This window comes from Rathayibacter festucae DSM 15932 (genome assembly GCF_004011135.1).
GTDB classification, from domain to species: Bacteria; Actinomycetota; Actinomycetes; order Actinomycetales; family Microbacteriaceae; genus Rathayibacter; species Rathayibacter festucae.
Genome location: NZ_CP028137.1, coordinates 263,566 through 278,139 on the forward strand (window position 1 = coordinate 263,566; position 14,574 = coordinate 278,139).

The following is a 14,574-nucleotide window of genomic DNA, read 5'->3' on the forward strand; positions in this document are numbered from 1 at the left end:
CACCGGAGCGTCCGACGCCGACGGCGGCGTGGCCGGGGCGGCCGTGGTCCTCGACGAGGGCGAGGGGGCCGGGGTCGAGGATGCGCAGGCTCACGGCAGCGCTCGGAAGCGGACCTCGTCGCCGGGGGCGAGCAGGGCGGGCGGCAGGCGCTCGATGTCCCAGAGCTCCGCGTCGGTCGAGCCGATCAGCTGCCAGCCGCCGGGGGAGGAGCGCGGGTAGACGCCGGAGTAGCCGGCCGCGAGGGCGACCGCGCCGGCGGGGACGCGGGTGCGCGGCTCGGCGCGGCGGGCGACCTCCGGCCAGGGGGCGAGCGCGACGAGGTAGGCGAAGCCGGGGGCGAAGCCGCCGAAGGCCGCGCGCCACGGGGTCGCCGTGTGGCGGCGGATCAGCTCGGCGGTCGTCCAGCCGAGGGCGTCCGCCGCCTCGGCCAGGTCGGCGCCGTCGTAGCGGACGGCGATCTCGTGCCGGTGGCCGACGGTGCCCGGCCCGTTCGGCTCCGTCGCCTCCGCGGTCCGCAGGATCCACGGGGACGCCGTCGTGACCGGCAGTGACTCGTCCAGCACGACGAGGACCGTCCGGGCGGCGGGGACCAGGTCGAGGACGCCTGCGGGGCGGGAGCGGTCGAGCGCCGCCGCGAGGGCGAGCGCCTCGTCGAGGCCGTCGACCTCGGCCAGCACGGCGCGGTCGCCGGAGGGCAGCAGCCGCACCGGGATCACGGCGCAGCGCTCACCAGGGTGACGCCCGCCTCGGAGAGGGCCGCGCGCACCGCCTCCGCCATCGCGACGGCGCCGGGGGTGTCGCCGTGGACGCAGAGGGAGTCGACGTCGAGCTGCAGGTCCTCGCCCGAGGCGGCCGTCACGGCGCCCTCCAGGACCATCCGCACGGCCCGGGCCGCGACGACCGCCGGGTCGGTCAGCAGGTCGCCGGGCTCGCCGCGCGGGACGAGCGTCCCGTCGGCCCGGTAGCCGCGGTCGACGAACGCCTCGCGCAGGAACGGCAGGCCGGCGCTCGCCGCCGCGCGCTCGACGGCGGAGGACCCGAGGCCGAGCAGGGGCAGTGCGGGAGCGGTGTCCCGGACGGCGGCGACCACCGCCTCCGCCTGCCGCTCGTCGTGCACGATGCGGTTGTAGAGGGCCCCGTGCGGCTTCACGTAGCGCACCTCCGTGCCCGCGGCCCGCGCGACGGCCTGCAGAGCGCCGAGCTGGTAGACGACGTCTGCGTGCAGCTCGGCCGGGTCGACGGGGAGGTCGCGCCGGCCGAAGCCGGCGAGATCGCGGTAGGCGACGTGGGCGCCGATCGCCGCACCGCGCTCGGCGGCGGTGCGGCAGGTGGCGAGCATGATCGAGGGGTCGCCCGCGTGGAAGCCGCAGGCGACGTTGGCGCTCGTGACGAGCCGGAGCATCGCGTCGTCATCGCCGAGCGACCACACGCCGAAGCCCTCGCCGAGGTCGGCGTTCAGATCGATCGTCCTCCGCATCCTCCGAGCCTACGGGCGGCGTCCAGCCGGGGCTCGCTAGCGTGGGCAGACGCGCTCGCGTTCCCACCCCCTCCGGACCACCGCTCGAGCGCGCCCCCACGAAGGAGAAAACATGCTGACCGTCAACGCCTACGCCGCCCCCTCCGCCACCGAGCCGCTCGTCCCCACCACGATCGAGCGCCGCGACGTCGGAGCGCACGACGTGCTCATCGAGATCGCCTACGCGGGCATCTGCCACTCCGACATCCACACCGTCCGCGGCGAGTGGGGCCCCGTCCAGTACCCCCTCACCGTCGGCCACGAGATCGTCGGCGTCGTCGCCGAGGTCGGCTCCGAGGTGTCCAAGCACAAGGTCGGCGACCGCGTCGGCGTCGGCTGCATGGTCAACTCCTGCCGCGAGTGCGAGAACTGCCTCGCCGGCGAGGAGCAGTACTGCCTGAAGGGCAACACCGGCACCTACGCCTCCGTCGACCGCGACGGCACCGTCACGCAGGGCGGCTACTCCACCCACGTCGTCGTCGTCGAGGACTTCGTGCTCCGCGTCCCGGAGTCGATCCCCTACGAGGCCGCCGCGCCCCTGCTCTGCGCCGGCATCACCACCTACTCGCCGCTCTCGCACTGGGAGGCGGGCCCCGGCAAGCGGGTCGCCGTCGTCGGTCTCGGCGGGCTCGGCCACATGGCCGTCAAGTTCGCGCACGCGATGGGCGCCGAGGTCACCGTGCTCTCGCAGTCGCTGAGCAAGAAGGAGGACGGCCTCCGTCTGGGCGCCGACCACTACTACGCGACGAAGGACGAGGAGACGTTCTCCACGCTCAAGAACACCTTCGACATCATCATCAACACGGTCAGCGCGCCGCTCGACCTGGACGCCTACCTCGGCCTCCTGCGCCGCAACGGCACGATGGTGAACGTCGGTGCTCCGGCCGAGGCGCTGCCGCTGCACGTCTTCACCCTGTTCGCCGCGCGCCGCTCCTTCGCGGGCTCGGGCATCGGCGGCATCCGCGAGACCCAGGAGATGCTCGACTTCTGCGCGGAGAAGGGCATCGCGAGCGAGGTCGAGGTCGTCTCGGCGTCGCAGATCAACGAGGCCTACGAGCGCGTGCTCGCCTCGGACGTGCGCTACCGCTTCGTCATCGACATCGCGACGCTCACGGAGTAGCGGTTCCACCGGCCGCGGGGTCGGCTACGGTCGTTCGCATGAGCGAGCGCAGCCACCCCGCGGTTGACCGCGTCCTGGCCGATCTCGAGGTGCACGGGGTACGGCCGCCGGTCCGCTGGCTCGACGAGGCGGCGTCGACGGCGGCGCTCGCCGCAGCGGCCCTCGGCATCGAGGTCGGCCAGATCGCGAACTCGCTGATCTTCCTCCTCGACGGGTCACCGCTGCTGGTCCTCACCAGCGGCGCGCACCGCGTCGACACCGACTGGCTGGGCGCCGAGCTCGGCGGGACGATCACCCGCGCCTCGGCCGCGGCCGTCAAGGCGGCCACGGGCCAGACCATCGGCGGCGTCGCGCCGGTCGGTCACCCGACCCTGCTGCCCACCGTGGTCGACTCCGCCCTGGCCGAGTTCAACACCGTCTGGGCGGCCGCCGGCCACGCCCACACCGTCTACCCGACCAGCGCCGCGGAGCTCGTCCACGTCACCGGAGGCGCCCTGCGCCCGGTCGTCCCGCCGGCCCCGGCTCAGTAGGCCGCTGTTCGAGCAGCCCGCCCCTCATGCTGTTCGGGCAGCCCGCTCCGCGGGCGTATCGAGCGGCGAAGAAAGGACGCGCCGCGCCCCCTCTCATGCTGGTCGAGTAGCCCCGCAGGGGCGTATCGAGACCCACCGTCCTCGACAGGGCGGGTCTGCAGACTCGCGTTCTGACGGTGGTGGATCTCGATACGCCTGCTCCGCGGGCTACTCCATCAGCATGGTTCGCCCCTGCTTACCAGGTGATCCCTCCTAGGAGATCGGAGGGTCAGCGGACGCGGCCCGCGCCGTCGGCCGCCGTCACGAGGAAGAGCTCGGGGGTGCGGAAGCCCTTCTCGGCGAAGGCGGCGAGGACCGCCGCGCGGACCTCCTCCTCCTTCTCGACGGGGGTGAGCGCGATGGCGGAGCCGCCGAAGCCGCCGCCCGTCATCCGCGCACCGATCGCGCCGGCGCCGCGGGAGGCCTCGACCGCGGTGTCGAGCTCGGGGATCGAGATCTCGAAGTCGTCGCGGAGCGAGACGTGGCCGGCGTCCAGGAGCTCGCCGATCGCACGCGGCCCCTGCTCGCGGAGGGTGCGGACGGTGGTGAGGACGCGGGCGTCCTCGGTCACCACGTGCTTCACGCGGCGGTAGGTCACGTCGTCGAGGAGCTCCTCGGCGCGCGGCAGGTCGTCCACCGACAGCTCGCGCAGCGACTCCACCCCGAGCGTCGAGGCACCGAGCTCGCAGGACGCACGGCGCTCGGCGTAGCCGCCAGTGGCGTGCGCGTGCTCGACCCGGGTGTCGATGACGAGGAGCACCAGCCCGGCCTCCTCGAAGCCGAGCGGCACGACCTCGGTGTCCAGGCTTCGGCAGTCGAGGAAGACGGCCGCGTCGCGCTCGCCGAACAGCGAGGCGGACTCGTCCATGATCCCGGTCGGCGCGCCGACGGCCACGTTCTCGGCGCGACGGCCCACGCGGGCGAGCGTCGCGCGGTCGAGCCCGAGCTCCCAGAGCTCGTTCAGCGCCACGGCCATCGCGCACATCAGCGCGGCCGAGCTGGAGAGCCCGGCGCCGACCGGCACGTCGGAGTCGACGAAGGCGTCGAAGCCCGAGCGCGCGCCGAGGTCGACGCCGTACTCGGTGAGCGCCCAGACGACGCCGAGCGGGTAGGCCGACCAGCCGTCGAGCGCGTCCGGCCCGAGGTCGTCCAGCGAGATCTCGACGTGCTCGGGGGAGAAGGCGCTCGAGATCCGGACGACCCGGTCCTCCCGCGGCGCGACCGCCATCGCGGTGGCGCGGTCGATGGCGAAGGGGAAGACGAAGCCGTCGTTGTAGTCGGTGTGCTCGCCGATCAGGTTGACCCGGCCGGGTCCGGCCCAGACGCCGACGGCCGAGTGGCCGTAGGCGCGCTCGAAGTCCTGCGCGGCGCGCTCGGCGACGGCGTCGAGGGAGGCGGAGGTGGTCATCGGTTCTCCTCGGGGGTGGTGTCGGCGGCGGGGAGCGACGCGTCGGGGTTCGCGGCCGTCTCGGCGGCCAGGGTGGCGGCGTCGGCGCGCTCGATCGCCTCGCGCAGGGCGGCGGCGCTCGTCTCAGGAGCGATGTCGCCGATCCAGGCGCCCATCGCCGCCTCGCTGCCCGCCAGGTACTTGAGCTTGGTGGCGGCGCGGCGCGGCGACGTGATCTGCAGCATGAGCCGCACCTCGTCGCGCCGCTCGTGCACCGGCGCCTGGTGCCAGGCGGAGATGTAGGGGGTGGGCGAGTCGTAGCGCGCATCGATCCCGCGCAGGAGCCGCTGGTAGATCACGGCGAGCTCGTCGCGCTCCTCGGGCGTCGTCTCGCTGATGTCGGCCACGTGGCGGTGCGGCAGCACGTGCACCTCGATGGGCCAGCGCGCGGCGAAGGGCACGAAGGCCGTCCAGTGCTCGCCGCGGACGAGCACGCGCTCGCCGGCCTGCTCGAAGGCGAGGATGTCCGCGAACATCCCGGGGCCGTAGGCGTCGAGCGACGCGAGCAGTCGCGTCGTCCGCGGGGTGACGTACGGGTAGGAGTAGATCTGGCCGTGCGGGTGGTGCAGGGTGACGCCGATCGCCTCTCCGCGGTTCTCGAACGGGAAGACCTGCTGCACCCCGGGCAGAGCCGACAGTGCGGCGACGCGGTCGGCCCACGCCTCCACGACGGTGCGAGCCCGCGAGGCGGAGAGGGTCGCGAACGACCCCTCGTGCTCGGGGCTGAAGCAGACGACCTCGCAGCGGCCGACGCTCGTCAGGGTCCGGCCGAGGCCGAGCGTGCGGAGGTCCTCGAGGGACGCGGGCGCGTCCTCGTCCTCGAGCAGCGGTCCGAAGGACGGCGAGCGGTTCTCGAAGACGGCGACGTCGTACACGCTCGGCACCTCCGACGGGTTCGTCGGGGAGGCCGGGGCGAGCGGGTCGAGCTCGGCCGGCGGGAGGAAGACGCGGTTCTGCCGGGAGGCGGCGATCGAGACCCACTCCCCGGTGAGGACGTCCTGGCGCATGCGCGCGGTCGCGGGACGGGGATCGAGCTCGCGGGCATCCGCCGAGCGCTCGGGAGGGAGGGACGTTTCCGCGTCATCGAAGTAGATGAGGTCGCGGCCGTCGGCGAGGACGTGCGGGCGCTTGACGACGCCGGCGGAGAGGGGGATCGCTTCGTTCATGGCACCGCCCACGATAGACCGCGACCTTCGGAAAGGAAAGCGCGGTTTCTCTTTGACAAGTCGATGGCGCGAAGGACACGATGGAGCGATGAGGACGGACGGGGAGCAGGAGAGCCGCTCGGCGCTCGAGCGCCGCTTCGAGATGCGGCTGCTCGCCGAGAAGCAGGGCTTCGTCTCCGTCGCGGACCTCTCCGATCGCCTCGGCGTCTCCGTCGTCACCGTCCGCTCCGACCTCGATCGGCTCGCCGGCGAGGGGACCGTCCAGCGCGTCCGCGGGGGAGCCGTGCCGACCGGCGAGCGCTCGGGGGAGCGCTCGTTCGAGGAGGGCCTCGCCTCCGCCTCCGACGAGAAGGCCGCGATCGGCCGCGAGGCCGCCGCCTCGGTCGCCTCCGGCGAGAGCGTGATCCTCGACGTCGGCACCACGACGCTCGCGATCGCCCACGCACTCGTGGCGCGGGACGACCTCCGCGACGTCACCGTCGTCACCAACGGCCTCAGCATCGCCCTCGCGCTCGAGCCCGCCATCCCGCGCTTCACCGTCGTCGTCACCGGCGGCACCCTGCGCCCGCTGCAGCACTCCCTCGTCGAGCCGCTCGCCTCCGAGGTGCTCGAGCGGATCCGCGCCGACGTCGTCTTCGTCGGCTGCACGGGCGTCCATCCGGAGGCGGGCGTGACCAACGTGAACCTACCCGAGGCCACGCTCAAGCGCCGCATGCTGCACGCGGCCACCCGCCGCGTCGTGGTCGCCGATTCGAGCAAGCTCGGCGTCGTCGACCTCGGCCGGGTCGCCGGCACCGAGGAGTTCGACCGCCTGCTCACCGGTGCGTCCGCCGGCGACGCCGTCGTGGAGCGGCTCGAGGCGGCGGGCCTCGCCGTCACCCGCTGCGGCGCGCTCCGGCCCGGTCCGCAGGCCGACGGCGGTGCCGGTCCGTAGGATTCAGGGATGGCCGACTTCACTCCCGCCCCCGCAACCGGGCGCCAGTTCGCCCTCGACCTCACCGCCGAGGGACGCACCCTGCACGCCGTCGTCACGGAGGTGGCCGCAGGGCTGCGCCACCTCTCCGTCGACGGCGTCGAGATCACCGCCGGATACCCCGAGACCGTCGTCCCGCCGTTCGGCTCGGGCATCGTCCTGATGCCCTGGCCCAACCGCGTGAAGGACGGCCGCTGGCACCACGCCGGGCGCACCCAGCAGCTCGACATCACCGAGCCCAAGTACCACAACGCGATCCACGGCCTGCTGCGCAGCGCCTCCTACCGCGTCGTGGAGCAGGGCCCGTCCTTCGTCGAGCTCGCCGCGCCCGTCGTCCCGCAGGCGGGCTACCCGTTCCACCTCGAGACCTCGGTCCGCTACGAGCTGCAGGCCGACGGCCTGAAGGTCGTGCACCGCGTCGTCAACGTCGGAGCCGACGAGGCGCCCGTCGCGATCGGCACGCACCCCTTCCTCGCGATCGGCGACGTCCCGACCGACGAGCTCGAGATCACGGTCGACGCGGCGGTGCACATCGAGGTCGACGAGCGGCTCAACCCCACGGGTCAGAGCCCGGTCGACGGCACCGAGTGGGATCTCCGCCGCGGCCGCCGGATCGGCGAGCTCGAGCTCGACGACGCCTGGGCCGACGTCACGATCGTCGACGGCGAGAGCGTCCACGGCCTCCGCGCCGACGACGGCCGCCGCGTGCTGCTCTGGGCCGACGCCTCGCACAACTTCATCCAGGTCTTCATCACCCGGATCTTCCCCGACGGTGACGACGTCAAGACCGCCATCGCGGTCGAGCCGATGACCGCGCCCGCCGAGGCGCTCAACTCCGGTCAGGGCCTGCGCTGGCTCGAGCCGGGCGAGGAGTGGAGCGTCGCCTGGGGCATCCGCCACGAGGGCTTCCCCGCCTCGTCATGACGACGAGCAGCACGAGCGCCGTCAGCACCTCCGCCGGCGGCACCTCCGCCGGGCGCGACGACGAGGCGAAGCGCGCCGCCCTCGTCGCGATGAAGCGGCTCGCCACCGGGCTGCTGGTGCTGATGGCGATCGTGTTCGCCGTGTCCTTCGCGCTCCAGGACCGCTACCCCTGGCTGCAGTGGGTGCGCGCGGCGAGCGAGGGCGGCATGGTCGGCGCGCTCGCGGACTGGTTCGCGGTGACGGCGCTCTTCCGGCGGCCGCTCGGGCTGCCGATCCCGCACACGGCGATCATCCCGACCAAGAAGGACGAGATCGGCGCGAGCCTCGCCCAGTTCGTCGAGGAGAACTTCCTCCGCGGCGCGATCGTCCGCGAGAAGCTCGACTCCTTCGGCATCGCCCGCCGTGCCGGGCTCTGGCTCGCCGAGCCCGAGAACGCGCACCGCGTCGGCGGCGAGAGCGCGGCGGCGGTCCGCTCCGCGATCGCGCTGCTCGACGACTCCGACGTGCAGCGCGTGATCGAGGCACTCGCCCGGCGCCACCTGCTCGACCCGCAGTGGGGCCCGCCGCTGGGCTCGCTCGTCGGCAGCGTCGTCGAGGCGGGGCACCACCGCCGGCTCGTCGACACGCTGGTCGAGCAGGCCGAGGCCTGGCTGATCGCGAATCCCGAGAGCTTCACGAGGATGGTCAGCGGCCGGCTCCCCAGCTGGCTGCCCTCCGCGGTCAGCCGGGCGGTCGACGAGCGGCTCTACCGCGAGGCCCTCGTCCTCGTCGAGACGATCCGCGACGACCAGGGCCACCCGTTCCGGATCGCGGTGGACGGCTACCTCGCGACGCTCGCGAAGGACCTCGGCAGCGATCCGGATCTGATCGCGCGCGTCGAGGAGATCAAGAACCGCGCCTTCGACAGCCCGCGGGTGCGCGAGCTCGCCGGGGACGCCTGGGAGTCGACGAAGTCGTCGCTGCTCGGCGCGATGGACGACCCGGAGAGCCCGCTGCGCGCGAGCATCGAGTCGATCGTCGTCGACCTCGGCCGCCGGCTCTCGACCGATCAGGCGCTCGCCTCGACCGTCGACACCTGGATCGGCACCGTCGCGGCGAACCTCGTCGACCGCTACCGGGGCGACATCGCCAGCATCATCGGCGAGACGATCGGCCGCTGGGACCCGCAGGAGACCTCCGAGAAGCTCGAGCTGCAGGTCGGCAAGGACCTGCAGTTCATCCGGATCAACGGCACGGTGGTCGGCTCGCTGGCGGGCCTGGTGATCTTCACCGTCGCCCACGCTCTCCTCGGCTCCTGACGCGGGACGCCCGCCGGATCGGGCGCGCGATCGGAACGGGTCGCTCGGGCCCGCTCCGCAAGCCCTCGCCGGTGTCGGTGGTCGGGCGTACGGTCGCAGCATGAGCGACGACATCCCCAACACCACCGATCCCGACGTCAAGACCGAGGGCGACGTCCTCGGCGCCCGTGCCGATGACGGCAGCGACACCAGCGCCAGCAAGGACCCGTCCGACTGGGTCACCGGCGACGAGCCGATGACCGGCCCGCAGCGCAGCTACCTCGACACCCTCGCCCGCGAGGCAGGCGAGACCCTCCCCGCCGACATCACGAAGGCGGAGGCGTCCGAGCACATCGACCGCCTGCAGTCCGCGACCGGCCGCGGCGACGGCAGCAAGTAGTCACCCGCACCACCCGCACCCGGGCGCACGACGGCTGAGAATTGCTGCCGTCGTGCGCCCCCGTGTCGGGGCCGTCAGGACGCGCCCACCCTCTCTAGGGTCACGGGCATGGCGATGTCCCGGACCACGCAGACGGCTCTCGATCTCATCGACGCGGTACGGATCCCGGAGGGGATCGACCCGCGTCTCGCCCGCCAGGTCTCGCTCTCGCTGAGACTCCTCCTCGAGTCCGACAGCTTCGGTCCGAGCGACCGGACGCTGCGCCGCCGCTCCCGCAGGCTGCGCGCCGGTCGCCTGGTGTGAGGGCCGTGCCAGGAGCGCCTGCGTGACCTCGCAGGGGGCAGACAGCGCGCGCGCAGCGGTCTAGAGTTCGGGTCATCCGGTCCGCCGGACGCCCGCGGGGCCGAGCACGGGGACGACGCCGTCTCACGAACCGGGCCCGCCGTCCGCTCGCACGACGAGCGACCGCTCCCTGCCGACGCTCAGCGCCGACGCCGTCTCGATGAGGAGACCGTCATGCCGTCCTTCCGCTCCACCCTGCTCGCCCTCGCCGCCTCCGTCGCCCTCGTGGGCGCCGCCGCCACCCCCGCCCTCGCCGATCACAACGCCGGCGCCAACCTCGACGGCTACGCCTCGACCGACATCTCGTCGAACGGCTCCTGCTACTACGGCGCCCTGCTGCCCGCCGCGCCCGGCTACAGCCTCCAGACGAAGGACTACCGCTTCGTCCGGTCCGGGACGTCGCTGACGCTCGTCTGCGTCTTCACCGGCATCCCCGCCTTCGTGCCCGCCGACGACACGGTCACCGGTGACGACTACACGGCGCCGACCCGGCTCACCCGGTACGTCTCCCTCGGCTCGTGCCTCCCGCCCGGCGTCGACTCCGCCTCCGAGCTCTACCCGGACTACGAGCGCGAGGTGCCGAGGGTCGACGCAGTCACCTACTCCTACCGCTCGACCACCACGATGGTCTGCCACTGGCGCGTCGACCCCACGCGCTGACCCGCAGGGGCGGCCGACGGTGTCCCCTTCCGCCGGTCGCCCCGCCCCGCGGCCACCCCTGCTGATCGCTCAGCCGCCATCGCAGGGCGAGGAGGAGACCGAGGTTCCTGGGGAGGTGGGTCTCGATACGCCCCTGCGGGGCTACTCGACCAGCAAGATCTGCGGCCTCTCTTCCCAGTCGACCCGACTCTCGAGCAGCCCCTCCCCGCCACCGATCCATGTTGGTCGAGTAGCCGCCGCAGGCGGCGTATCGAGACCAGCCCACCGCCCGAGCAGCACCACCCGACGCACCCACCACCCCGCCCCGACAGGACACCCCCCGATGACCCACCGCCTCCAGCCCCACCAGAGCACGACCGTCCGCCTGGTCCGCTGGTTCCGCACCGTGGACGGCTGGCAGTCCGAGATCGTCCGCGGCCGCCTCCTCGAGCACCACGACGGCGTCTGGCGCCTGCTCTCGACCGAGGACGGCGAGGAGCGCGAGTACCCCGACGCCGCCTGGTCCCTCTGCCACGAGTAAGCGCGGACGCCGCCGTCCTACGGCGACGAGCTCAATTACCGCCTGCTCTCCAGCGGCGCGCTTCGCGCAAGGCTGAATGCGGACTCCGACCGAGCGGGATACATGTGTTTGGGTGAGTCCAGCGTGGCTCGAACCGCCAACCCGAGGTCTAAGAGCAGTCTCTCCCGTCGGAGTAAGCGCGAGGCCCCCGAGCACGGTTTGCGTCACTTCGGCTTGGGGTCGTAAAGAAGGCTCTCGGAGGCTGATCTTCGGGCCCACGTACTCGACAGGCGTCGGCCGAAGTCGGGTGCGCTGGCAATGCCCCCGGTCACAACGATCTCGACGGTAGGGCGCACCTGCCGGTCGATCATCTCGAGAACGTGCACCACATCGATGGGCTTGCCGTGACTCGAGTTGAGAATGACGACAGAGATGGCGCGGCTCATCGCTAATCTTTTCGTCGTGGCTTGTTCCGCCCATTCAGCGCTTCCGGTCGGTTAGCGCACGCGCTCACCGGGCAATGACCGATCAATAATATCTTTCGCCGGGATTGCCTCCGTCGAGCGCTCGCAGCCGCGAAGATGCTCCTTCATGCTCGTTCTTCATTCCACCGGGCGGCCGACGTTCGGCAGTTCGCCGTGTGTGCTAATCACTAAAGCTAATCCGCTGGCTCGAGTATTAGATGGGGATTGGGCATTCGAGCTGAACCGCAACTGACGAAGTCTGCGCGATTGTACAGGCCTCTGTTTACAACTATGCTCGAACGAAATCCAGCTCTTAATATTTAGACAAGAGTATCGATGGCTGCTACTAACTTCTCGACGACTTCAATCGAGTACAACGAATCAAAATCCGTCATTGGCGTGAGTGACGACGGATTAATTGCGTCGAGGTCGCACTGATGTGCTATTGCGTTCCGACGGCGCACGACGAGACTGAGCTTAGTCTTCTCTGCTTCTGCTGTTGTTGGGAAGAGTGTCGACCAAACCCTTCCGATCCCGACCGTCGCTAAAGCTTTGGCGATATCATCGGGTGTTTGGAACGTCTCCAGAGACATGCGCTGAGCGACTTGCGTTTTAGCCGCCAACTCCATGTCTCCTTCAGACGCTGCAGAGACGATATGAAAGACCGCCTTGAAGTGTAGGCCAATCTTCCTATCGAAAGATCCCGAGGGCAACTTGCCGAGGATAATATCTACGGATCGGTCGATAACAATGCCGTGGACATAAGAATCTAGCGCCGCTACGGCAAGGACGACCGCCGAGCGATACATTTCCGACCCATCGACGCGCCCTGTGGTCAGGGTTACAGTCGCCTGACCCAACCCCACAAGATCCCGCGCTCTCGTGGCATTCTGCATGAAGATTGCGTGCCGAGTGCTCATTGGTCACCCGTAAGTTTTTCAACTCGCTCTGCGAGCGTCGTGAAAATACTGTAGAAAGAGTCGATGCTTTGTTCGTAGTTGTCCCAGACAACCCCTCGGGTCGCCAGTTCCGCTTTGGTCAGAGTAAATACGGGCTTGCGAAGCTTCTGTGACTCCGCGATTAGTGTATTAAAGTCGGGAATAGAGGCCAATCGGAGGGTTCCTTCAAGACCCGCTTCGGTGTATTCGGCTGGTTCAAGTAAAAGCCCAGCTTTCTCGAGAGCGGGCAGCAGTGACTTGTCGAGTGCGGCATCCAATGCGTCGAAGTAGGACTTGAAGGCCTTTGTTGGTGATCCGTCGCGGAGCCTGTACCGCTGAACTACGGAGCCTAGGAACTTCAAATTAGGTTCCGGAAAGGGATAGTCTGCCTCAATTAGTGCTTCAAGCTGTGACGCACTGCGGGCCCATGAGGCCCAGCGTGGCAGAACTCGCGAAAGAGAGTCCATTGCCATTACGGAAAACACGTCGGGGCTTGCCGGGACCAGGAAGTAGTCGGCGGTCGACACTAAATTCTGGTTAATTGAGCCAAGACCAGGGCTCAGGTCGACTATGATGTAATCAGCATGATACTTCTCGGCAGTGAGAGCGAACAGCCGGTGGAAGCTTCCCGGTAAATTTCGAAGTGCTTGTACGGATTCGGATAGCTGCTGTGCTATGCCTAGCGAGACTTCGTCTTCGGCCAGGCCAACATGGCCAGGAATTAAGAAAAGTCCTGAACGACCTTCAACTTCGATGCAGTCAACGGCTTCCAGGGGAACGGGTCGAGATGCGAAAGCTGGTTGAAGCGCATCGCGAAGATTCTGCTTGGGATGGTCCCCGTAGAACTTTGCGAGGGCGTCTTCCTCCTTCAGGTCAAGGACCATTCCTGTGAGGTTGCACTGGGGATCGGCGTCCACCATGATCACTGTTTTGCCACGCGACGCGAGCATCCACCCCAAGTTGAACGTCGTGGTCGTTTTGCTGACGCCGCCTTTGTTGTTGAACATTGCAATGGTTTTCGTCATCAGAGCCCCCATCTGGTCATGACGCAACGCTCAATCGGCGCCACTCGATGCTACCGTGCCATCCACGTGAGGGATTTGCAATAGACCGCTCTTCAAGCGTCGAATTGTCGCCCTCGAAAGAGGTGCAGGTCTCTTGCGGCGTAGCGGGTTGGGTAGTTTTGCTCAGGGGAACGTTAAATGAGATGTAGGGCTGACTCGCGAGATCTAGAGTTTGATGTTTTCGTAACTGGTGGGCCCCGTCGGGCTCGAACCGACGACCCGCGGATTAAAAGTCCGCTGCTCTGCCAACTGAGCTAGAGGCCCGCGGCATCCAGGGTAGCGCCCCCGCGCGCCCGGACCGGCGTCGGGCATACCTGCCCAGGCGCAGGCGTTACCCTCCTCGAACCCCACGAAGCAGGACGCGTCCGCGCGTCCCGCCCGACCGCGGAAGGCGGCCCCATGACAGACGGCTTCCACAAGCCGACCAAGTTCCCCTCCCGCGTCTTCGAGGCGTTCCAGGGCGGGGAGGACCCGGCGCAGATCAGCCGGGTCGCCCACGAGACGGCGATCGCACTGCTCAGCCGGGTGCGCGAGGACCCGGATCCGGTGGTCATCGACCGCCTCGTCGAGTACACCGACCACAACGGCATCGACGCGCTCGCCGAGCTCTGGGCCCGCTCCAGCCCGTCCAGCCTCCCGGGCGCCCTCTGGCGCATCTACCTGCTGCGGCTCGTGATCCGGCAGGACCCGGAGAGCACGAGCTTCCTCTACCAGCGCGGCGTCGAGCTCTCGGCGACCATCGACCCGGTCGTCGCCGGCGCCGTCACGCCGACCGGCCCGGCCGAGATCACCGAGCTGGCCGACCGCATCCTCCGCGGAGTGTTCGACGGCGACTTCGCCGTCGCCCTGGACCGCGCCGCGGCCTTCTGCCGGGTGAGCGCCTCCGGTGCCGCCTCGGTGGCCGACGACGTCGAGCTGATCGACGGACCGCGGGCGAGCCAGCTGACCACCCGCGCCCTCCGCCTCTCGACCACCGCGGCCGAGCTGGTGAGCTGCGCACGCCTCTGGCGCAGCGACTCGCTCGAGTAGGAGCGGACTCCGCTACCCGATCGCGGCGCCCCGCGGCACCCCGCGTTCTCGCTCCGCGAACGCCCCTCGCGGGCCTGCGGGGGACAGCCGGTACACTGGTCGGAGCCGGATCGCAGTAACCCCGGGCTCCACTTATAGCCGCTTCGAGCGGCCTCGCGCCGAGAGGCGTTTCTGCGATCTGGCCC

17 protein-coding genes and 1 tRNA gene are annotated in these 14,574 nt (G+C 70.0%); 10 read left to right on the top strand and 8 right to left on the bottom strand.

Features of this window, described 5'->3' with window-relative positions; translation table 11 throughout:
* Positions 1-90: 90 nt before the first annotated feature.
* Positions 91-717: a 5-oxoprolinase subunit B family protein gene (locus tag C1I64_RS01295; protein WP_244209377.1), complete on the bottom strand. Its 627-nt coding sequence runs from the start codon at positions 715-717 to the stop codon at positions 91-93.
* A complete protein-coding gene (locus C1I64_RS01300; RefSeq protein WP_127885958.1) occupies positions 714-1,478 on the bottom strand; it encodes a LamB/YcsF family protein in 765 nt (254 codons plus the stop codon). Before C1I64_RS01300 ends, C1I64_RS01295 begins: the two co-directional genes overlap by 4 nt.
* Before the next feature lie 112 nt (positions 1,479-1,590).
* On the opposite strand from C1I64_RS01300, the gene C1I64_RS01305 reads away from it, so the two are divergent.
* Positions 1,591-2,637: an NAD(P)-dependent alcohol dehydrogenase gene (locus C1I64_RS01305; RefSeq protein WP_123445129.1), complete on the top strand. Its 1,047-nt coding sequence runs from the start codon at positions 1,591-1,593 to the stop codon at positions 2,635-2,637.
* A gap of 38 nt (positions 2,638-2,675) precedes the next feature.
* The gene (locus tag C1I64_RS01310) at positions 2,676-3,167 is read left to right on the top strand and encodes a YbaK/EbsC family protein (RefSeq protein ID WP_127885959.1); all 492 of its coding nucleotides are present in this window, start codon (positions 2,676-2,678) and stop codon (positions 3,165-3,167) included.
* A 268-nt stretch (positions 3,168-3,435) separates the two neighbouring features.
* Here C1I64_RS01310 and galK read toward each other — a convergent pair whose 3' ends face one another.
* Positions 3,436-4,614 (bottom strand): galactokinase, encoded by a 1,179-nt coding sequence (gene galK / locus C1I64_RS01315; protein WP_127885960.1) that lies wholly within the window; start codon positions 4,612-4,614, stop codon positions 3,436-3,438.
* Positions 4,611-5,819 (bottom strand): galactose-1-phosphate uridylyltransferase, encoded by a 1,209-nt coding sequence (galT, locus tag C1I64_RS01320; protein WP_127885961.1) that lies wholly within the window; start codon positions 5,817-5,819, stop codon positions 4,611-4,613. The genes galK and galT overlap by 4 nt, the downstream gene beginning before the upstream one ends.
* An 88-nt stretch (positions 5,820-5,907) precedes the next feature.
* Here galT and C1I64_RS01325 point away from each other — a divergent pair, with 88 nt between their 5' ends.
* The 7 genes from C1I64_RS01325 to C1I64_RS01355 all read left to right on the top strand — a co-directional run bounded on the left by C1I64_RS01325 (position 5,908) and on the right by C1I64_RS01355 (position 10,915).
* A complete protein-coding gene (locus C1I64_RS01325) occupies positions 5,908-6,753 on the top strand; it encodes a DeoR/GlpR family DNA-binding transcription regulator (RefSeq protein WP_244209378.1) in 846 nt (281 codons plus the stop codon).
* A 9-nt stretch (positions 6,754-6,762) separates the two neighbouring features.
* Positions 6,763-7,716, top strand: coding sequence for an aldose 1-epimerase family protein (locus tag C1I64_RS01330; RefSeq protein WP_127885962.1), 954 nt, complete (start codon positions 6,763-6,765; stop codon positions 7,714-7,716).
* The gene (locus tag C1I64_RS01335) at positions 7,713-9,014 is read left to right on the top strand and encodes a DUF445 domain-containing protein (RefSeq protein WP_123445133.1); all 1,302 of its coding nucleotides are present in this window, start codon (positions 7,713-7,715) and stop codon (positions 9,012-9,014) included. The genes C1I64_RS01330 and C1I64_RS01335 overlap by 4 nt, the downstream gene beginning before the upstream one ends.
* 100 nt (positions 9,015-9,114) lie before the next feature.
* Entirely contained in the window at positions 9,115-9,393 is a 279-nt protein-coding gene (locus C1I64_RS01340) for a DUF3072 domain-containing protein (protein ID WP_123445134.1), read from the top strand.
* A 108-nt stretch (positions 9,394-9,501) separates the two neighbouring features.
* Positions 9,502-9,696 carry a hypothetical protein gene (locus C1I64_RS01345; RefSeq protein ID WP_123445135.1) on the top strand — a complete coding sequence of 65 codons (195 nt, stop codon included), beginning with the start codon at positions 9,502-9,504 and terminating at the stop codon, positions 9,694-9,696.
* 213 nt (positions 9,697-9,909) lie between these two features.
* Entirely contained in the window at positions 9,910-10,395 is a 486-nt protein-coding gene (locus C1I64_RS01350; RefSeq protein ID WP_123445136.1) for a hypothetical protein, read from the top strand.
* Positions 10,396-10,717: 322 nt separating this feature from the next.
* Entirely contained in the window at positions 10,718-10,915 is a 198-nt protein-coding gene (locus C1I64_RS01355) for a hypothetical protein (RefSeq protein ID WP_127885963.1), read from the top strand.
* Between the two features lie 203 nt (positions 10,916-11,118).
* Here the strand turns inward: C1I64_RS01355 and C1I64_RS01360 are convergent, their stop codons facing one another.
* The 4 genes from C1I64_RS01360 to C1I64_RS01375 all read right to left on the bottom strand — a co-directional run bounded on the left by C1I64_RS01360 (position 11,119) and on the right by C1I64_RS01375 (position 13,624).
* Positions 11,119-11,340 carry a hypothetical protein gene (locus C1I64_RS01360; RefSeq protein ID WP_127885964.1) on the bottom strand — a complete coding sequence of 74 codons (222 nt, stop codon included), beginning with the start codon at positions 11,338-11,340 and terminating at the stop codon, positions 11,119-11,121.
* A gap of 338 nt (positions 11,341-11,678) precedes the next feature.
* A complete protein-coding gene (locus C1I64_RS01365) occupies positions 11,679-12,254 on the bottom strand; it encodes a HEPN domain-containing protein (RefSeq protein ID WP_127885965.1) in 576 nt (191 codons plus the stop codon).
* Between the two features lie 20 nt (positions 12,255-12,274).
* Positions 12,275-13,321 (bottom strand): ParA family protein, encoded by a 1,047-nt coding sequence (locus tag C1I64_RS01370; RefSeq protein WP_127885966.1) that lies wholly within the window; start codon positions 13,319-13,321, stop codon positions 12,275-12,277.
* A 227-nt stretch (positions 13,322-13,548) separates the two neighbouring features.
* Positions 13,549-13,624: transfer RNA gene (locus C1I64_RS01375), tRNA-Lys, on the bottom strand.
* 135 nt (positions 13,625-13,759) lie between these two features.
* Between C1I64_RS01375 and C1I64_RS01380 the strand changes: the two genes are divergently transcribed.
* Positions 13,760-14,389 carry a DNA-directed RNA polymerase subunit beta gene (locus tag C1I64_RS01380; RefSeq protein WP_123445137.1) on the top strand — a complete coding sequence of 210 codons (630 nt, stop codon included), beginning with the start codon at positions 13,760-13,762 and terminating at the stop codon, positions 14,387-14,389.
* Positions 14,390-14,574: the final 185 nt, after the last annotated feature.